The 17,424-nt window shown below is 66.5% G+C and carries 17 protein-coding genes and 5 pseudogenes; 18 read left to right on the plus strand and 4 right to left on the minus strand.

All coding sequences use genetic code 11. The features are described from left to right. Positions 1–47: 47 nt before the first annotated feature. The 3 genes and pseudogenes from ACTOQ3_RS36475 to ACTOQ3_RS36485 all read left to right on the plus strand — a co-directional run. Positions 48–251 (plus strand): annotated as a pseudogene (locus tag ACTOQ3_RS36475) (transposase); the annotation flags it as partial. A 6-nt stretch (positions 252–257) separates the two neighbouring features. After that, positions 258–488 (plus strand): annotated as a pseudogene (locus ACTOQ3_RS36480) (transposase); the annotation flags it as partial. 130 nt (positions 489–618) lie between these two features. Next, on the plus strand, positions 619–930 hold the full coding sequence (locus tag ACTOQ3_RS36485; protein ID WP_440088069.1) for a DUF4158 domain-containing protein: 312 nt from the start codon (positions 619–621) through the stop codon (positions 928–930). 596 nt (positions 931–1,526) lie between these two features. Here ACTOQ3_RS36485 and ACTOQ3_RS36490 read toward each other — a convergent pair. Both ACTOQ3_RS36490 and ACTOQ3_RS36495 read right to left on the minus strand, forming a co-directional pair. Next, positions 1,527–2,495, minus strand: coding sequence for a sigma-70 family RNA polymerase sigma factor (locus ACTOQ3_RS36490; protein WP_440088071.1), 969 nt, complete (start codon positions 2,493–2,495; stop codon positions 1,527–1,529). 162 nt (positions 2,496–2,657) lie between these two features. Continuing rightward, the gene (locus ACTOQ3_RS36495; RefSeq protein ID WP_435434059.1) at positions 2,658–3,458 is read right to left on the minus strand and encodes a nuclear transport factor 2 family protein; all 801 of its coding nucleotides are present in this window, start codon (positions 3,456–3,458) and stop codon (positions 2,658–2,660) included. Positions 3,459–4,089: 631 nt separating this feature from the next. Between ACTOQ3_RS36495 and ACTOQ3_RS36500 the strand changes: the two genes are divergently transcribed. Further along, positions 4,090–4,248, plus strand: a complete 159-nt coding sequence (locus tag ACTOQ3_RS36500; protein ID WP_440088073.1) for a hypothetical protein — start codon at positions 4,090–4,092, stop codon at positions 4,246–4,248. Positions 4,249–4,497: 249 nt separating this feature from the next. Here ACTOQ3_RS36500 and ACTOQ3_RS36505 read toward each other — a convergent pair whose 3' ends face one another. Beyond that, positions 4,498–6,294, minus strand: coding sequence for a DUF4158 domain-containing protein (locus ACTOQ3_RS36505; protein WP_440088074.1), 1,797 nt, complete (start codon positions 6,292–6,294; stop codon positions 4,498–4,500). 137 nt (positions 6,295–6,431) lie between these two features. Here ACTOQ3_RS36505 and ACTOQ3_RS36510 point away from each other — a divergent pair. The 6 genes and pseudogenes from ACTOQ3_RS36510 to ACTOQ3_RS36535 form a co-directional block, all read left to right on the plus strand. Next, a pseudogene (locus tag ACTOQ3_RS36510) lies at positions 6,432–6,677 on the plus strand (transposase); the annotation flags it as partial. Between the two features lie 1,129 nt (positions 6,678–7,806). Beyond that, entirely contained in the window at positions 7,807–9,654 is a 1,848-nt protein-coding gene (locus ACTOQ3_RS36515) for an asparagine synthase-related protein (RefSeq protein ID WP_440088076.1), read from the plus strand. 11 nt (positions 9,655–9,665) lie between these two features. Beyond that, positions 9,666–9,923 (plus strand): lasso peptide biosynthesis PqqD family chaperone, encoded by a 258-nt coding sequence (locus ACTOQ3_RS36520; protein ID WP_440088077.1) that lies wholly within the window; start codon positions 9,666–9,668, stop codon positions 9,921–9,923. Then, complete coding sequence (locus tag ACTOQ3_RS36525; protein WP_440088078.1) at positions 9,920–10,417, plus strand: lasso peptide biosynthesis B2 protein; 498 nt, start codon at positions 9,920–9,922, stop codon at positions 10,415–10,417. The genes ACTOQ3_RS36520 and ACTOQ3_RS36525 overlap by 4 nt, the downstream gene beginning before the upstream one ends. Continuing rightward, on the plus strand, positions 10,414–10,539 hold the full coding sequence (locus tag ACTOQ3_RS36530) for a lasso RiPP family leader peptide-containing protein (RefSeq protein WP_440088080.1): 126 nt from the start codon (positions 10,414–10,416) through the stop codon (positions 10,537–10,539). The genes ACTOQ3_RS36525 and ACTOQ3_RS36530 overlap by 4 nt, the downstream gene beginning before the upstream one ends. Positions 10,540–10,781: 242 nt before the next feature. Then, a pseudogene (locus ACTOQ3_RS36535) lies at positions 10,782–11,108 on the plus strand (ATP-binding cassette domain-containing protein); the annotation flags it as partial. A gap of 110 nt (positions 11,109–11,218) precedes the next feature. Here ACTOQ3_RS36535 and ACTOQ3_RS36540 read toward each other — a convergent pair. Beyond that, positions 11,219–11,984: pseudogene (locus ACTOQ3_RS36540) on the minus strand (transposase family protein). A 173-nt stretch (positions 11,985–12,157) separates the two neighbouring features. Here ACTOQ3_RS36540 and ACTOQ3_RS36545 point away from each other — a divergent pair. The 8 genes from ACTOQ3_RS36545 to ACTOQ3_RS36580 all read left to right on the plus strand — a co-directional run bounded on the left by ACTOQ3_RS36545 (position 12,158) and on the right by ACTOQ3_RS36580 (position 16,855). Then, entirely contained in the window at positions 12,158–12,553 is a 396-nt protein-coding gene (locus tag ACTOQ3_RS36545) for a GNAT family N-acetyltransferase (RefSeq protein WP_440088081.1), read from the plus strand. 315 nt (positions 12,554–12,868) lie between these two features. Beyond that, complete coding sequence (locus tag ACTOQ3_RS36550) at positions 12,869–13,945, plus strand: sensor histidine kinase (protein WP_440088082.1); 1,077 nt, start codon at positions 12,869–12,871, stop codon at positions 13,943–13,945. Between the two features lie 20 nt (positions 13,946–13,965). After that, positions 13,966–14,184: a hypothetical protein gene (locus tag ACTOQ3_RS36555; protein WP_440088084.1), complete on the plus strand. Its 219-nt coding sequence runs from the start codon at positions 13,966–13,968 to the stop codon at positions 14,182–14,184. 790 nt (positions 14,185–14,974) lie between these two features. After that, a complete protein-coding gene (locus tag ACTOQ3_RS36560) occupies positions 14,975–15,163 on the plus strand; it encodes a hypothetical protein (RefSeq protein ID WP_440088086.1) in 189 nt (62 codons plus the stop codon). After that, positions 15,160–15,378 (plus strand): hypothetical protein, encoded by a 219-nt coding sequence (locus ACTOQ3_RS36565; protein WP_440088087.1) that lies wholly within the window; start codon positions 15,160–15,162, stop codon positions 15,376–15,378. The genes ACTOQ3_RS36560 and ACTOQ3_RS36565 overlap by 4 nt, the downstream gene beginning before the upstream one ends. A gap of 11 nt (positions 15,379–15,389) precedes the next feature. Beyond that, positions 15,390–15,830 (plus strand): SixA phosphatase family protein, encoded by a 441-nt coding sequence (locus ACTOQ3_RS36570; RefSeq protein ID WP_440088089.1) that lies wholly within the window; start codon positions 15,390–15,392, stop codon positions 15,828–15,830. Positions 15,831–15,967: 137 nt separating this feature from the next. After that, positions 15,968–16,423, plus strand: a complete 456-nt coding sequence (locus tag ACTOQ3_RS36575; RefSeq protein WP_440088091.1) for a BP74-related protein — start codon at positions 15,968–15,970, stop codon at positions 16,421–16,423. Between the two features lie 120 nt (positions 16,424–16,543). Next, on the plus strand, positions 16,544–16,855 hold the full coding sequence (locus ACTOQ3_RS36580; protein WP_440088092.1) for a hypothetical protein: 312 nt from the start codon (positions 16,544–16,546) through the stop codon (positions 16,853–16,855). Positions 16,856–17,424: the final 569 nt, after the last annotated feature.

The following is a 17,424-nucleotide window of genomic DNA, read 5'->3' on the forward strand; positions in this document are numbered from 1 at the left end:
CCTGACCATTTGAGCGGAACGTCACCGCACACTTCCCCTGTGTCGCATTGAGGTGTTTCAAGGAAGAAGCCGTCCGCATGGTGCTGGAGGGCGAGCGGACGGTCGCGTCGGTGGCGCGGGAGTTCGACATCAACGCCAGCACTCTGGGCAGCTGGGTGAACCGGCATCGGATCGTGAGCACCCACGACGAGCAGCGGCTGGTTCCCGGGCCGGAGCGGGCGCGGATCCGGGAGCTGGAGCGGGAGAACGCGGAGCTGCGTGAGAAGCTGACCACCGTCCTCAAATCGGCGCAGCCGTGGGTGGCGACCTTGGTGCGCACCATCTTCGACCAGCCCACCAGTGAAGCGGTGCGGGCTCAGCACACCTGGGTGATCGACGCGCTGGAGGCCAAGTATCCGGCCGCGTGCGAGCACTTGGACGCCGCCCGCGAAGAACTCCTGGCCTTCGCCGCCTTCCCCCGGGAGATCTGGCGGCAGATCTGGGGGTCCCCGTAGCAAACAGCGGAAATCCAACGGATATGAGTCTTACCTGCGGTTACTCGGGTTTTCGGGACGGTTGTTGATCTCCTCAACTACGGTTCGTCATGGTTCGTGTGTTCCGTGACGTACGGGGTGGTTGATGTCGACGCGGTTCCTGTCGGATGAGCAGTTGGAGCGTCTGCGGTCGTTCCCGGACATCGGACGCGAGGAGCTGAACAAGTACTTCACGTTGACGCCGCGCGAGCATGGGTTCCTGGACGCGCCAGGCCGGGGTCCGGAGGCTCGGCTGGGGCTGGCCGTTCAGCTGTGCACGCTGCCGTGGCTCGGTTACATCCCCGACGACCTCCTGGGGATCCCGCAGGCGGCGCTGCTGCGCTTGGCGGGCCAGATGGCGGTGTTCCCCGGGATGCTTGAGCAGTACGACCGGGTTGGAGTTGCCCCGGTTCGGTAGACACGTCAGGGCTTTCGAGTTTCTGGGGTGAGGTTTCGGGATGGTAACCGGGAAACCTCACCCCGCCCGGCCGAGAGTCGCAACACGTACGTGACCGGCCGCCCGGTGAATACGCCGCAGGCTGTCGCCATGGGGGAACATGCCGCACCGGATGCCGACCGTGTCAGAGGCACTGCTTTCAGCCCTGCTCGCTGTTCGAGCTGCCGCCGCAGCGCTCACGGGAGCCGGCTCGGGGCTGTGGCCCACCGCGGCCTCGTTCATCTCCTCGCCGACCCGGGCGTAACATCCACTGGTGTGGCAAGCGCACAACTCGCCCAGGCTTTCACGGCGGCTGCCAGGAGCGCCGCCCCCAGGGGTGATCGGCGGCCGTGCGGGCGCGGGCGGCGGTCCGGGGCGCGCGAGGAGAGGCTGATGAGGAGGGCGGCGATCGCGGCCAGCGCACCGGTGATCGACGCGACTTTGTCGCCGAGGTCGAGATGGTCGCTCGCGGGCACGCCTTCATACTGCCTGTCAGGATCACCTGACGTTCAGTTCGCAACCGCGCTGCGGCGGCTATCGCCGATGACCGCGCCGACCGGCAGGCGCTTCGGGGCGGATCAGTCCACGAGCTCGCTCGGTAGGCCGAATCGCGGCAGGTCCGCGGTGAGGAACGAAACCACCTCGGCGATCCTCGTGCCCCGTAGCGTGAGCACGTCCAGCCCGGCCGACGTGTATGCCGCCCGGCCGGCGTCCCACATGTACGTGCCAAAGGCCAGTTGCCCGTTCGCCCGCGTGGGAAGCATACGCCAGCGCCTGGTCAACGGCCCGTTCAGCAGGAACGCCCGGATCGCGGCACGGCCCTGGAACCATTCGGGCTGCGGCGGCATGGAGTACTTGGCGTCCTCGGTCAGCATGGACACGATGGCATCAACATCGCCGAGCTCCCACGCGCTCGCGTATCGCGCGGCAACCTTGCGGACCTCGCCCTCATCCACCGACCTGCCCGGCTCCGGAAGGCGGTCACCGACGACGGCGCGGGCCCGCTGCAGTCCGCTGTTAACCGACGTGACCGTGGTGTCCAGCAGGTCCGCGGTCTCGGCCGCGGAGAATTGCAGAACCTCCCGGAGCACCAGGACCGCACGCTGGCGGGGCATCAAGTGCTGCAGCGCGGCGACGAAGGCCAGCTCAACGCCCTCCCGCGCCACGGACCGGGCCTCGGGACTTTGCGTGGCCGCGCCGGGGTAAGGTTCGAGCCAGACCGTCTCGGCCATCGGTGCGGTGCCCGGGGTGAGGTCGGTCGGCAGCTCTCGGCGGTGGCGCTGTTCGAGCAGCGTCAGGCACCTGTTCGTGCAGATCTTGTACAGCCACGGGCGCACCGGGCCGCGGTTGTCGAAGCGGGCCAGTCCGCGCCACGCGCGGATCAGGGCTTCCTGGAGCATGTCCTCAGCGTCGTGTACCGAGCCGAGCATGCGGTAGCAGTGGGCGCGCAACTCGGCCCGGTAGGGATCCACCAGATGTTCGAAGGCGATGGGGTCTCCCGCTCGCGCCGCCTCCAGCAGCGTTTCCTGAGTACTGCCTGCGCACATGTGTCTGTCCTCGTGATCTGCCAAGGGCCTGGCCCGCGGCAGCCGGCGATCGGCGGCCTGGGCCAGGCACAACGGGGCGGCGCTACGGCGGGCGGGGGGCGGCTGGTCGCCTCCGGGCACGCTGTGCTCACGAGGCGGCCGGGCCTTCCCTCACGATCGGGGTTACGGGCGCAGGTCGGTCTTCGCCTCGCCGGTGCGTGGGTCGAACGGGAAGGAGACGTGCTGATGGATCATCACCCACGTGCCGCCTCGCCGTTCGAACACCCGGGTCCCGCGTGACCAGGTTTCGAAGTCCTGGTTGTTGCGGATCCGGTTGAGCCCCCAGGCGACCGCGAGGTCCTCCCTGACCAGGACCTTCAGGTCGGGGACGTCCCAGCTCACTTCGGCGGACGCCTCAAGGCCGCGTGCGCAGACCTGGCGCACCGCCGTCACGCCCTCGTACTGTAGCGGCGCCTCATGCTCGTACGAGACGACGTCGCGGGCGATGGCGGCCATCATGTGGTCTAGGTCCTTGACCGCGCTGGCCTCGAACCACCGTTGGTGCACCAGCCGCACCTCTTGCTCGGCCGCTCCCACATCCGTGATCGGGAACGAGTGGTGTTCGTGGGTGACGACCCAGCGGCCGCCCTCCTTGCGCAGGCCGAGGGTCAGCCGCAGCCGGCGGTCCGGGTCGTCGTCGGGCATGCCGCAGCGCAGCAGGGCCTGGGCGAAGGCGACGTCGTCGCCGGCGGTGACGTCCAGCGACACGATCTCGAACAAGGCTCCTTGCGCCTGCCACCGGAGGAACGGCGGCCACGATTTCCGGTAAGCCTCGACACCGCGCACCCCCTCATGTGGCGGCGGCACGTCGAACATCACGATGTCCTCGCTATGGTCGGCGACGACCCTTTCCAGGTCGCCATCGTGGACCGCCTGGGCCCAGCGCTCGATCAAGGTTCGGATCTGCTCTTCATCGGTGGACATGGGCATCCCTTCGGGTTGGTACGTCCGTCAGCACTACAACCCACGACGATCTGGAAACTCATCGCCCCGCCAGCTGGTTCGCAACGACAGCTCGGTCCGCGCCGCGACCTGGCCGAGCCGCGCGCGGTGTTCGCCACCCTGCTCGGCTACGACGGCTGCCGCGCTGATGACGACCCCCTGGTTCCACCACGGGGGCGGCCGGAATACGCCAGAAACACACCGCGCTCCCATTCCCTTACCGCTGTGCGATCGTCCACGGATGATCTCGCGCGTCTGCACGGTGGCGCGGTCGTCCGTGGACGCTTCCCGCGGACGAGGACGAGGGCTGTCCAGCCCTTCGCGGGGGAGCTGCGGCGACGCAAGACTGGTGCAACCAGGTACATGCGTTGGCGTTATGCCTGCTCAGTGCCTCGTCAGTGAAGGGCGCCGACCTACAGAAGGCACGTTCTGTTCTGTGCACTCAGCCCGGCTGAGCTGGGCGAACGTGCTCGTTTGGGCCTGGTGACACGATTCTTACCGACCCCTGTCGCCGCGTCGTCTTCCGGGGCACCTCGTCGGAATCGACTTCGGGCACCGGCACATCTCGGCGGCGCTCGCCTCGACCGCGCAGGAGATCGTCGCCGAGAGGACGGTGCTTCTCGACGTGGACGCCTCGGCGAGCAAGGCCCTCGACCGGGCGGCGGTCCTGGTCATCGAGATGCTGGACCGGGCGGGGGTCCCGGCCGGTTCGGTGCGGCGGACCGTGGCGGGCATCCCGGGACCGATCAACCAGGCGACCGGCACGATCTAGTCGGCCACCATCCTCGCCGGCTGGGCCGGGGTCCGGCCCAGCCGGGAGCTGGTCGCCCGGCTCGGCGGGGAGGTGGTGATCTCGGGTTACCGTCCTCGTGGACACCTCCTAGACTCCACCCAGCCCCCGATGGCAGGCCCCAAAGCGACCGGACCAAGGCCGAACTGCTCTACCAGCTCGCCAAGTACGCCTAGGGGCATGACGAGCATCGGAACGAAAAGTCCCGGTAGCAGAGCTGAGTTGAGCGGCTTACCGTGACTTTCCGCTCCGATGCGCCTCATAAGAGCGTTTTCCCAGGTCAGGATTCGCCGGTGGGCCGGTGGCGTTGTGATGTGCGGCTTGGACGGAGTGGATCCACGCGGCACGCGGCGACCTCACCGACCCTGGACTATGGGGTCTGGTAGGAACGGAACGGTGAGCCCGGGTTGGTGTTTCGAGGGCCTGGTGAAACTCTTCCTTGACGTGGTCGATCGCCTCGCCCACGCCTGCGGGCTTGCGGACGAGCTGGCAGAACTCCGCCCGCTTGCCCTCCCACTGCTCCGGCGTGAACAGGTACGTCCCGGGATCGGCGTACCGGCGCGAGCCCGGGACGAACACATCCCCTGACCGCAAGCCGTCGCGCAGGGCGAGAACCACGCACAGCTCCCAGTAGTGCCGAAACGCCGTGTCGTCTCCCGCCTTGCGGGCCTTGGCGAGGTAGTCGGCGTACCTGGCCGGCACGAACGACGTCGGCGCCCCGGCCGGGACCTTCCGGCCGCCGGTCCGGTTCAACTCCTTCAACATCCTCAACGCGGTCATCAGGTCCTGGGCGCCAGGCCCGCCGTGGAAGTCGACCGTGGACAGCACCTTCGGGGTGAAGCGGCGCAGGTAGGTGTAGGAGGCCTCCAGCGCGGCAAGGCGGCCGTGGTCGCGAGGGAGCGGCTTCCAGTTGATCGCCGAGACCTCGCGGAGCTTATCCATCCCGATCCGCTCCCGCAGGATCCCGCCGACCTGGTCGTCGTCGATGCCCGGGTCGACCAAGACCGGCAGGATCACACCCATCAGCAACTGGCGGGCCTCGCCCTTCTTGGCCCGCTCGGCGAGTGCCTCGTCCGTCTTGGCCTTCGCGTGGGACTCCCGGGCCGATACCGCCTGGTCGAACAACGCGATGACCTCGTCCAGCTGGTCGACCGCAGACTGGGCCACCAGGGCTAGCAAGATCGGATAGCGGCGCTCCTCCCGCCGTTTCAGGCCCTGTACCGTGGAACGGCGAGCCATCGTGGCCAGGAATCGGCGCCGCTCCCGGGGCAGCATCGACAAATCGAGCTGGTGGGCGTCCATCGCCCGCAGGTACATCAGCTTGTCGATCGACACCCCGATCGCCGGGGCGGACGCCTCCGCCGCCGGCGTCGTCAGCCATCGCAGCCTGGACGTCCCGATCTCCAGGTCCTCCACGAGCAGCCGGTCTAGGTCCGACCGCATCGGCCTGGTGAGCAGATGCCCGACCTTCTGGGTGGTCAGCTTTGCCGCCGCGTTCCGGGCGGCGGTCACCAACTCCATCAGCGTGACCGCACCAGGCCGCACCACCTGGGCAGCCTGCAGGTGCTCCACCGCCTGCTGGAACAACAGACTCGGGGTGTCGTGCTCCATTGCCCGGTCCAGGAGGAACTGCTCCAGTTCCTTCCACTGGATACTGCCCGGCTTGGGGTTCTTCCACGTCAGGTACTTCATCACCAGCTTCAGGTGATCGCTACGGGTCTGAGGCCGCTTCCGCGTCGACCGGTCGTATGCCTCCAGCATCCCGGGGAACACCGCCATCTGGCCCGCCAACCGCAGCAACGCCACCTGCGGAATCTCCAGGAGGTCATCGGGGATATAGCCGAGCCAGGGCAACGTACAGAGCTGAACGGCCAGCCCCAACCTGGCCTCTGGACCGCGGCCCGGTCCGTCCAGGAACCCGTGCTCACGCGGCGTCAACGTGAAGTACTTGTTCAGCTCCTCACGCCCAATGTCAGGGAACGACCATAGACGCTCCAACTGCTCATCAGACAGGAACCGCGTCGACATCAACCACCCCGGACGTCACAGAACACACGAACCACGACGAACCGTAGCCGAAGAGATCAACAACCGTCCTAAAAACCTCAGTAACCGCAGTTCAGAGCTATATCCGTTGGATTTTCGCTGTTTGCTACGGGGACCCCATCTGGTCGAACAATCCTCAAGAGCGGTTGAACAAGGAGATCCGCCGCCGCAACGACGTGGCGGGGATCTTCCCCGACCGCGGCTCGATCGTCCGCCTCGTCGGTGCGGTTTTGGCCGAGCAGAGTGATGAGTGGACCGAGGCCCGCCGCTACATGGGACTGGACGTGCTGGCCAAGACCCGGATGCGCGTCATCGTCGACGACACACCGCAGCACAATCCCATTCCGCAGACACTTACCGCTTAACCTGCAGAAACAGGATCACGCGAAGATCAACTCATACACCACTTCGCTGGACGTGACCGCTCCTGGTTGTGACGGTGATGGTTGTGGTGATCAACCCGTCTACCAGGGGCTCTCTTGCTTCGTCAGGCGAACGCCAGGTTCTCGATCATACTGTGATCGGACAGCGGTCCTCGGCGGGATGAAAAAGGTTCAGTGTTCCAAATCACATCGAACCTTGGCCTGGCCGACGCGATCTTCCCCCCGCAACAGGTGATCCGCGCCGACTTTGAGGCATCCCAAAAGCCCCCGGTCCGGCTCGCCCTCCGTCGCCTTTTCGTCGCGTTTTCTTGGACGCCACTATGCCCTACGGGATATGAGCTGCGTTTTTAAAGAAGCGCAGAAGTGGGGCGCCCGGAGTGCACCAAGAGTCAGGACCCCTTTCTCTGCGTGATCTTTTCGGCTCACCCCCTTTGGCAACCGAGTGTCAACGTAAGGCTACAGGTTCGATATGTCACATTTTCAAACCCGAAATTTTCACCCTACTTATCCACACTTGCACATATTGCATCCGCAAAGGTTCTATGGTTAATTTTTGATCGTTTGCTTGATACGCGCTCCGAACCGTCGACCCCGTTGGTGGCGGGCTGGGGTAACGCGGGAGCAGTTGGCTCTCGCGCCGACTTGTTCGGAGGGTGACGGCGTATGCGCCGCAGTCTGTCGCAACCGCTTCCGATCGGCTATAGAGCCTGGCAGATGGTAGCGGTTATCGCTGCGGCGATGCCAGGTCTGCTGCTGCTTCAAGGGCACGTTCGACTACTGCTTCCTTCCGGTCACCCCATTGACGAGTTGTCCGGAAGCTCTTGGGCACCTCACAAACCAAGATCATCTCACCTCTAGCGAGACTACGTGATCGCTTCACGCGAATTGGAACATAACCCAACAAGATGCTTATTGACATCTAAATGGCCGATCATGCAATATTTGGAGCGCATGATCAAATCTCGAGGGAGAATGCAGCATTGGTGCAATGCCGGAATCCGTACGGGACATCGGCATCGCTTTCAGGCGACGCCGAATCTCTCATTCCGCAGACCCTAGGAGAAACCAAAATGACCGGAACTCCTAGCCACTGGTACGTGGGGAAGATGCCGTGCATCTGACGGTCGCGACAGACACGTGGTCTTTTCTGGCGCTGCCTGACAACGACGCGGCCAGGTCGGTGGCGGATCGGGTGGAGTCGGCCTTCAATGTGCTTGCGAATCACCCGTCGGGCCGCCCGTGGCTACTCGGATCCCTGCCTCCAGCCCAGGTCGTGGTGCATGACGCCGGCCCTCATCGGCTGGCGCTGGTCGGCTCGACCGCCGTCACCACCGCACAACTCGGCCGAGTGAGCGACGATCTCCGATCAGTGGGCGACATGACGGGAGTCTCCGCTCGGTTCGCTGGCAACTACTGCGTCGTCGGCTCGTTGGGAGGCCTGGTCTACGCCCAGGGCTCGGCCATAGGCACACGCCGCGTCTTCCACGCGCTGGTCGACGGCGTGCGGGTGGTCTCCGACCGGGCGGACGTGCTGGCCGAGCTTGGCGGGTTGCCGATAGACGAGATCGCGCTGGCGCTACGGCTGATGCTGTCACTGCCCCACCCGTTCGGGGAAACCCCGCTGTGGCAAGGACTGCGTCTAGTCGCGCCGGAGGACTACGTCACAGTGGACCGCGACGGCCGTGGTTGGACCACCGGCACGTGGTGGCGGCGCCCCGAGCCGATGTTGTCCCGGGCCGAGGGTGCGCGGCACCTGCGAGCGGCGATGGAGGCGGCGGTCCAGGCTCGCACCGAGTCGGGAGGCCTGGTCGCCTGCGACCTCTCTGGCGGAATGGACAGCACGCCGCTATGTTACTTCGCGGCGCGAGGCGCTGGTGGGGTCCTCGCCAGGACGACGTACTGGCCGGACCCTGGCGGGATGCAGGATCTCGAGTGGGCGCGCACGGCTCTGCCAAGCATGCCGGGGGTGCGAGAGCACGTCGTGGAGTCGAGCGATGACATGCCCGACTTCTTCGGCGGGCTCCTGGACATGCGCGATCGACTGGACGTACCCAGCCAGGCCGCGATGACAGGGCCACGGGTCACAGGCTATCTCTGGGACGATGCCGCCCGGGGAATCACCACCCATCTCAACGGGCTCGGGGGCGACCATCTGCTGCGCGGTATGGCGTCCTACGAGCACTCCCTGTTCCGCACTCGGCCACTGCTGGCTTGGCGCAGGGCGCGAGCGCTGCACTTATCCGAAGGCTTGCGGATCCGCGACACCCTACGCGAGTTGCTGACCAGCGGCTCATACCGTTCGTGGCTGCAGGGGATCATCACAACCGCGCTCGAGGGTACGCAGTCTCTCGAGCTGCCACGCATCAGTGACTGGTCGCCTGCGCTGGAGTTGCCGCCGTGGCTGTCCGTCCACGCCCGCGACGCGCTCATCGTGAAACTCCGCGACATCGCCAGCACGGCCGAGCCTCTCGGGCCCGACCGGGCTGCTCACATGGAGCTGTCCATGCTGAGGGACGCCGCTCCGGTGGTACGCGGTTTCCACCAGCTCGGCCATCGCGCCGGCGTCGCCCACGACGCTCCACTGTTCGATGACCAGGTCGCCGAGGCCGTCCTGACCGTACGACGCGAGGAACGGGTGTCCCCGCTGGAGTGGAAGCCGTTGATGAAGGCCGCTATGCGGGGTCTGCTGCCGGACGAGTTTCTGCGCCGTTCCTCGAAGGTCGGCGGAGCGGCGCAGGCGGTGCGTGGCTTCAGCGCCCACTACGAGGAGCTCCTCACGCTCTGCGAAAGTTCAGGCTTGCCAGCTCTAGGGTTGATCGACATGGCCAAGCTGGTCGAGACGACCCGGCCGGACCCGAAGGCCATGCCACCGGCACACTTCACACCAGCCCTCTTCACGGCGCTGTTCCTGCGCAACCAGACCCGCGACCAGGAAGCCTACGGAACCAAGACGGCCTGAGGGGAACAGCGATGGCAACCTTCTCCATCAGAGACGGGATGTCGCGAGTGCACACCGACTACGGCGACGTGCTTCTCGATGAAACCACCGGACGCTACTTCCACACGAATCCGAGCGCCTCCCTCGTGCTCGACACCTTCGAACGCGGGGGCGACACCGACGAAGCAGCCGAACGGCTCGCGGCAGAATTCAACATAGACCACAGCACGGCGCGTTCCGATGTCGAGATGCTGTTGGATCACTTGCGGAAGCTGGGAGTTCTGGAATGAGCTATGTGATTCCGGACGCCCCGACACGGATTTCCCTGCCCAACAGGCTTCTCATCGGGCTTGTCATTCCCGCCGCTAGGGTCCTCAGCCGCAAGCCACCGAAACGACTGCGCCGGTTGTTCGGCAGGCTGGTGGCGGGAGCCCGCCCGGCGAGCTATGCGGAGGCCAAACTAGCACGGGATCAGATCCTCACGGCAAGCCCACGCTGCCGAGGGCGCTCGGCGTGCCTTGTCCGCTCGATCTCGGTACTGCTGCTGTGCCGGTCACGCGGCACCTGGCCGACCTGGTGTGTCGGCGTGGTCGCCACTCCCCCATTCGCCGCACACGCCTGGGTCGAGGCCGACGGTCAGGTGGTCGACGAACCCGTGGACAACACGTACCTCCGAACGTTCTTCACCGTGCCCGCAGACGCGGCGCCACCGTCTCGGTCAAGCCGTGACGGAGCGGCGTCGGACCAGAAAACGACCATCGAGAAGAAAGGTGTCACAAGATGAACACGAAGTACGAGGCCCCGGCCGTCACTGAGCTGGGCGACTTCGCCGAAGCAACCGGATGGTTTTTTCCTTTTCAGACTAGTGAGGGCCTGCCGCTCTTTGATGTTTTTATCTGGACCTGACGACCTCGGTGCCGAAACCGGCGATCGAGCCACGGCCGTTCACCTGCTTGATCACCTGTACCCGCTGAACGGCTGAACCGTTGTCACCGCCGAATTTACAGCTCCAGTGGCAACCGGAGTGGGCGACTTCGTAAGGCAGATTCTCCGATCGTCGCCCTCTCGACCATGTCGGAAAACTCGCTCGGTGTGGAGCGGCCGCTTCCGCTCCACACCGAGCCCGTTCACGACGGAGAGGGCGCACAATGAGCACCGCAAGCAAAGCGGGTCCGGCGGTCATAGAAACCTCGGGGCTGCGGATGCGGTACGGCAGCACCGATGTCTTGCACGGGGTGGATCTGCGGGTGTACCAGGGCGAGGCGGTGGCCCTGCTCGGGCCGAACGGAGCGGGCAAGACCACTAGGATCGAGATTCTGGAAGGCTTTCGGAGACGCTTCGCCGGCCGGGTCCACGTGCTGGGCGCCGACCCGGACCACGGCAACGAGGCGTGGCACGCGCGACTGGGCGTGGTGTTGCAGTCCTGGCGGGACCACCGACGGTGGCGGGTCCGTGAACTGCTCGTCCATCTCGGCCCTCCGCTCGGGTCCTTGTCACCGGCCGCAAAGTAGAGCGTTTGCGCAGATCAACACCGTCGAGGAGCAGGATCGCTAACCGCCGTGGGACGCCGCACAATGAACGTTTTTCATCCTGCTTCGCGCATTTGAAGGGTGAGGATGGCTTTGACCAACTGGCCTGCGCGAAGAGGGCAGCACCGGAGTTTCCGCAGGATGCGCCAGGTTTTCAGCACGGCATTCGCTCGCTCGCCGGGGCCGCGGAGCTTGGCGTGGGCGGAGTTGGCCGTCTTCTGTGACTGGGGTTTGCCTCGGCCCTTGTACGGCACCAGCACGCGTTGACCTGCACCGACGTAAGCCTTGTCGGCCAAGGCGATGAGTCCGCTGGCGTGTAGTTGGCGGATGAGACCCCAGATTCGGATCGCCTTGAGATCGTGGACCGAACCGGGTAGGGAACCGGAAGTCCAGAGCGGAGTGCCGTTCCGGGGCGGCGAGAACCTGGATGTTCATGCCGTGCATCTTGTGTTTACCGGAGTAGTAGGGCCGGTCGGCGGCCACCCGGTCGATGGGGATGAGCGTGCCGTCCAGCACGACGAAGGCATATCCGGCGCGTTTGGCCGTCCGCAGTGCCTGATCGAGGGTGGGTGAGCGTTGGGCGAGCAGGGCGACGGTCTCGCGGACGTAGCGCCAGGCGGTGGCCGTACCGATGCCGAACCCTGCGGCTATCTCAGCAAACGTCTCACCTTTGCGCAGGTAGACCAAGACAAGCAGGGCTTGTCGGCCGGGGTTGAGTCTGCGCCAGGCCGAGTTGATCGCGGCTCGGTGACGGCGGATCACGCCGGCGAGGTAGGTCAAGGTCCGGGGTGACAACGGCAGCGCAGCACGATAGAACAGCACACGAGCCTCTGGCGTGATGGTTGATCTTGGTCGACAACCCTTCTACCAGAGGCTTTCTATTTCGGCATCACGTCCGGCGGTCCGCACCGGGCCCGCGACCTGCGCTGCCGGGTTGGGACGTGATCACCGAAAACTCATTGCCGATGGCGCAGGTCTCTTCCTACGGTCGCTCCGTGACCATTGCATACGAGTGGCGCGGCCACTTCGGCAATACGGCGATCAACGCCCTGCACGCAGAGGGCTTCGGCCATGCGCCCCTGAGGGATGACTGGTGGGCTCAGGTCAACCGGCACAGCCTCGGATGGGTCTGCGCAACGGAGGACGGCGAGCTCGTCGGCTTCGTCGACGTGGCATGGGACGGCGCCGCCCATGCCTTCATCCTCGACACCCTCGTGACGGGAAGAGCCCGGCGGCACGGTGTCGGGACCGAACTCATCGCCGTCGCCGTCAGAGAGGCTCGCGCAGCCAAGTGTGAATGGCTCCACGTCGACTTCGATGATGACGTGAGGGACTTCTACTTCGGGGCCTGCGGGTTTCAGCCGACGCATGCCGGCCTCATCGCTCTGTAAGCAAGCACGACACGGCAGCCGCTTTCCGGCTCGGGATCCGCGGCAGCCCTGCGATCTGTGTCGTCAGGATGAAATGGGCTCAATCTTCCGAAAAGACCAGGAACCGTAGGCCGAGTCTTTCATCCGGCGGAATAAGGCACCCGTCCGCCCGAACCTGTGGTTTTCCACACCCTCGAAACGGCCATGCGCCTCATTCTCAACCTAGAGTGACCCCCATAGCTTCGAGGCATGATGAACTGTCTAATTAACTGCTGGAGACCCTCGGAGCGCCGGATGCGGATCTGGTGATCGTGCTCCATGGCTAAGGGACTTCACTTGCTGGGGGCGGTGATCCTCGGAACTTTCACCGCCCTGCTTGACCTCGTCTTTCTCCTGCTGGCACTGCCATTCGCCCGCCGTAGCGCCGTGCGGGAGACAGCCCGGCGGCTGGCCGTGCTTGACGCCCGCCGCCTGCGGCTCGACCCCGCCGCCCTGGGGCTCGATGCGGCTCGCGGAGACGGGCGGGAGGCGCGTTACCTGGCGGTCAGAGTGCCGATCGGTGTCCTCGGCGGCTTTGTCGTCACCTTGCTGGGCTGGGGCGCCGGGATGGCCGGAGTCCTAGCCTGGTCGTGGGGGAGAGGGCTGCCGTTCGACGGCATGCTGCCGACCGCGCCGCTGCTAGCCTACGGAGCTCTGGTAGGGACGGTACTGCTGATTCTGAACCTGTCGAGCTTGGTGGGCGTGCACGCGCTGGAGCGGCGGCTTGCACAGCGCCTGCTCGGCCCCGACCGCACCGAGGTGCTGCGGCGGCGCATCACCGAGCTGACCGAAAGCCGCGCGGGCATGCTGGCAGCCGTCGACGCCGAACGGCGCCGGATCGAACGGGACTTGCACGACGGGCCGCAGCAGCGGCTGGTGGCGTTGGCTATGCTGGCCGGGCGGGCACGCCGGGGACGGCCCGAACTGCTTGCCCAACTACACGAGCAGGCACAGCAGGCGCTGGTCGAGCTCCGCGAGGTGGCCTGGCGGATCTACCCGTCAGGGCTGGACTCGCTCGGGCTCGCCGACGCGCTGGCCGGCGTGGCCGAGCGCTCCAGCATCCCGGTCAAGGTCGTGTGCGAGCTGCCTACTCGCCAGTCGGTGGCTGTGGAGACAACGTCGTACTTCGTGGCCAGCGAGGCGGTGACCAACGCGGCCAAACATGCCCGCGCCACTGCGGTCACCGTGGAGGTTCGCGAACAAGACACAATGGTCGTCGTGTGCGTGCACGACGATGGTGTGGGCGGGGCGGACCCGGCGGGCGACGGTCTGTCAGGGCTGGCACGACGGGTGGCCGCGCTGGACGGCCGTTTCACCGTGACCAGCCCAGCTGGCGGGCCCACCACGATCACGGCGCAGCTGCCATTCGTGTGATCCGGCCGAGGGTTATGCCGATGCATGAACAGCCGATCCCCTACCGGACACTGGACCGCGCCGTGGCCAAAGCAGTCGACGGGAAGATCACCCAGTACCTGGCCGGTGTACCCGTCCTACTCGACCGCTACCGGACCGCCCCGCCAGCGGCCAAAGCACTCATCGGCACCGAGGTGTTCGTCGCGGTGGTCGCACAGCTGCCGGACCAGAGTGCGGGCGGTGCAACATCACCACGGTAGCGCGCAGCGGTCGTCACGTCCTGGAGCGGCGCTGCGGAGCTGAGGGCCGAACATGACCGCAGTTTCCTACGCGCTCGCCGACAGGTCCCCGGGCGTCTGGCATCGGCAGGGTGCCATCACCAGCGTGCGGGTGCTCGTATCCAGGTGAGCCACCGTCTGCGACCCCAGGCAGTAGCGGCATCCCAGGACGGCGGCGGCCGAGGAGTCGGACCAGATGCGGTGCTCCCACGCCGGCGGCGGCTCGGCAGGCGGCGGGGGAGGTTCGGCGGGCTCGTGCTCGGCACCGACCCAGCCCCGGCCATGGCAGAACCGGCACGCAATCCGCAGACGACCCAACCGCTGGCCGCCCTCACCGTCGCATTCGGGGCAGGTGATCGGGTCGCTCATCGCCGCCCCGTCCCCGCGCACGCGGTACACGCCACCCAGACGCTCTGCTTCGGGCCGCTGCCGTTGCGGTCGATCCATTCGCCGCCCGCGCCCAAGCAGGTACCGCAGATCGGCGGGTCCTGTTGCTCCTCGGCCATACCTCGACGCTACGCCGCCGCGCAGGGTCCGTCAGGTCCTTCCTCACCGTCGGCCTCAAGCGCCCACACGCAAAGGGGCGCGAAAAACGCAAAACCCCGCAACGCCTTTGTCGTCACGCAGAGTCATCTGTTCTCGTAGTGACACCCCGGACATGGGGCCCATTCGAGCACCCCTGACTACCTATTGCACATTCAGAGTTACTTACGGTAATCATAAGGAGGTCGTTGACCACGCCCTGACCGGGCGATCACCTCAGGAGGACATCATGTTCGACCCCGCCAAACGGCGTCTGGCCGCGCTGGCCCTCGGCGGCCTTGCCGCCTGCGCGTTCACCGTCGCGGCGGCGAACCCGGCGATGGCCGCCCCGGCACCGTCCGACGCCCAGTACGCCCGCGTGGCCGGCCTGATCAACGGCGACGGCACGATCGAGCACGCACGCGGGATCATCGCGTGACCCGCGCCCGCCAAGGCGTCTACTGCGTGCACACCGCGCTGCCCAACGTCCGCAACACCGTCCCGGTCGGCAACGCTTGGGGCTGGGGCCGCGTGGTGACCACCCAGTCCTATCCGCACGCCGAATGCGGCAACCGCACCAACACCGTCTGGGTCGTCGTCGCCGACCACGACCGCAGGCCCGTCGACGAGCGCTTCAACATCCTCATCCCGTGAGGTAGAAGGCGATGACGACGGACACGCCCCGGCGGATCGTCCTGGTGCGCCACGCCAAGGCCGAGGTGAGCCACGAGAAAGATCACGAGCGGCCCCTGGCCGAGCGCGACCGCAAGGACGCGCCCCTCGCCGGCCGGTGGCTGGCCGGATCCGGCATCACCCCCGACCTCGCCCTCGTCACCACCGCCACGCGCGGCCGGGAGACCCGGAAGCTGATCGCGGCCGAGCTGCCACACCGTCCCCGGACCGTTTATGAAGATCGGCTGCATGAGGCCGGTCTGGGCGAGCTCATCACCATGATCACCGAGGTCTCCAACGACGTCGGCGACCTCCTGGTGCTGGGCGGCAACCCCGCCATCCACGCCACCGCCGACGCCCCGGCCGGCCAGGCCGAAGGCGACCTGCTGGCCCGGATGAACCACTCCGGCTTCCCGCCGCGATCGCCGTCCTGACCTACACCGGGCCCTGAAAGGACGCAGAGCACGGCGCGGCAACCCTGACCGGCTTCTGAACCCCGCACACCTGACCGGCGGACAACCTCCTCGAACAACACCAGCGGATACATTCCCCCTACGTAACGGAGACACCCATGCGACGGATCACTCCTGCGGTCGCCGCCCTCGCGGCAGTCGCGACGCTCGCCCTCACCGCCCCCGCCCAGGCCCAGCAGGCCAAGGCGACCCACCGCGCCACCACCGCGGAGACCGCCTACTTCGAGTTCACCGACGTCACCCGCTCCACCGGCGTCCTCCAACTCACCGACCCCGCCAAAATCCAGCACGCCCGGGCCCTGATCAGCGGCGCCACCACCGAAAGGCCCCACGTCCTCGGCAGGATCGTCAAGAGCCCCGCCGACTACAACCCCCGGTGGAGCTTCCATTACAACCCCGACACGGTCGACTTCTTCGACTTCGCCATCGAGGTGTGCGACGCCACCCTCCCCTATGTCGAAGACCACCTGGACGAGGCGGGCGGCGCGTTCCTGCCCGGTCTGATCTGGTGCCCCTGGTCCTCGAAGCTGGTCCGCGAGGTCCCCGCACCGTAACGCCCCCGCCCTCGGCCGTGCGGCCGCCCGCCCGCGGGCGGCCGCACGGCGCCGACACCCCACAACCCCAGACCGCCGATACACGGCCTGCCCTTCCTGGGAAAACATCAGGAGCACCGCATGCAGTACCGCCACAAGAGCGCCGCCGTCCTCACCGGCGCAGTCGCCGCCCTCGCCCTACTGGGCACCGCCACTGCCGCCCAGGCCGCCACCGGCCAGGTCGTCGTCTTCAGCACCGAATTCCAAGAACTGACCACCTGGAACGACCCCACCGGCTGCCACACCCTGCCCCTGGGAGCCCATCAGCTGAACAACCAGACCGACGGTGACATCCAGGTGTACAACGATCCGCTATGCCTCACCCCGGTCTTGACCGTCAAGCCCGGCTACGGCTCACACGTCCCGCCCACCTCCGGAAGCTTCAGCGCCTAACGACGACACCGAGCGCGCCGTTCCCCGCCTCACTTCCGTCCCACACCATGACGGGCGGGGGACGGCGCACTCCCACCCCTTTACAACGTAGATTCATTTCCTCGTTTCGGGCCGCGTGGTCGTCGTGGTGGCCCGAAAGGCGGTCGGCGATTGCGGCGGTCAAGGCCACGGGGCGAGCGCAGCGAGAACCTCGTGGCCTTGAGGGTCGCGGAGCCGACCGCCATAATTCGGGCCGCGACGACCACCCCAGACCCCGGGGAGAACCGGCCGACAGCCACCGTTTAGCCCAGCGCAGCGCCCCACCCAAAACGAGCAGGCTCCAGACCGGTTACCTCATCCGATCCGACCCTCCCTGCCCTCTAGTATGATGCGCCGCAAGTCCAGAGGGTAAGTTGCTACCATTTTCGGGTGTCGCATCCTGGACCTTCTGCCGTGGTGATCTCGCTGTCTGAGGACGAGCGTGCCGAGTTGGTGCGTCGGGCGGGGTCGTGGGACCGGAGAGCGGCCGAGCGGGCTCGGATCGTTCTGGCGTGCGCTGACGGTATGTCGAATGCTGCTGTCGCGCGACT

The sequence above is a fragment of the Streptosporangium sp. LJ11 genome (genome assembly GCF_051918945.1).
In the GTDB taxonomy this organism is placed as follows: Bacteria; Actinomycetota; Actinomycetes; order Streptosporangiales; family Streptosporangiaceae; genus Streptosporangium.

What these genes read in the sequence shown, in the direction of transcription:
- ACTOQ3_RS36495 (WP_435434059.1), bottom strand. Translation starts at nt 3,458, where the DNA reads ATGTCCACCGATGAAGAGCAGATCCGAACCTTGATCGAGCGCTGGGCC.
- ACTOQ3_RS36580 (WP_440088092.1), top strand. Translation starts at nt 16,544, where the DNA reads ATGCAGTACCGCCACAAGAGCGCCGCCGTCCTCACCGGCGCAGTCGCC.
- ACTOQ3_RS36575 (WP_440088091.1), top strand. Translation starts at nt 15,968, where the DNA reads ATGCGACGGATCACTCCTGCGGTCGCCGCCCTCGCGGCAGTCGCGACG.
- ACTOQ3_RS36555 (WP_440088084.1), top strand. Translation starts at nt 13,966, where the DNA reads ATGCATGAACAGCCGATCCCCTACCGGACACTGGACCGCGCCGTGGCC.
- ACTOQ3_RS36525 (WP_440088078.1), top strand. Translation starts at nt 9,920, where the DNA reads ATGAGCTATGTGATTCCGGACGCCCCGACACGGATTTCCCTGCCCAAC.
- ACTOQ3_RS36505 (WP_440088074.1), bottom strand. Translation starts at nt 6,294, where the DNA reads ATGTCGACGCGGTTCCTGTCTGATGAGCAGTTGGAGCGTCTATGGTCG.
- ACTOQ3_RS36570 (WP_440088089.1), top strand. Translation starts at nt 15,390, where the DNA reads ATGACGACGGACACGCCCCGGCGGATCGTCCTGGTGCGCCACGCCAAG.
- ACTOQ3_RS36530 (WP_440088080.1), top strand. Translation starts at nt 10,414, where the DNA reads ATGAACACGAAGTACGAGGCCCCGGCCGTCACTGAGCTGGGCGACTTC.
- ACTOQ3_RS36490 (WP_440088071.1), bottom strand. Translation starts at nt 2,495, where the DNA reads ATGTGCGCAGGCAGTACTCAGGAAACGCTGCTGGAGGCGGCGCGAGCG.
- ACTOQ3_RS36560 (WP_440088086.1), top strand. Translation starts at nt 14,975, where the DNA reads ATGTTCGACCCCGCCAAACGGCGTCTGGCCGCGCTGGCCCTCGGCGGC.
- ACTOQ3_RS36520 (WP_440088077.1), top strand. Translation starts at nt 9,666, where the DNA reads ATGGCAACCTTCTCCATCAGAGACGGGATGTCGCGAGTGCACACCGAC.
- ACTOQ3_RS36485 (WP_440088069.1), top strand. Translation starts at nt 619, where the DNA reads ATGTCGACGCGGTTCCTGTCGGATGAGCAGTTGGAGCGTCTGCGGTCG.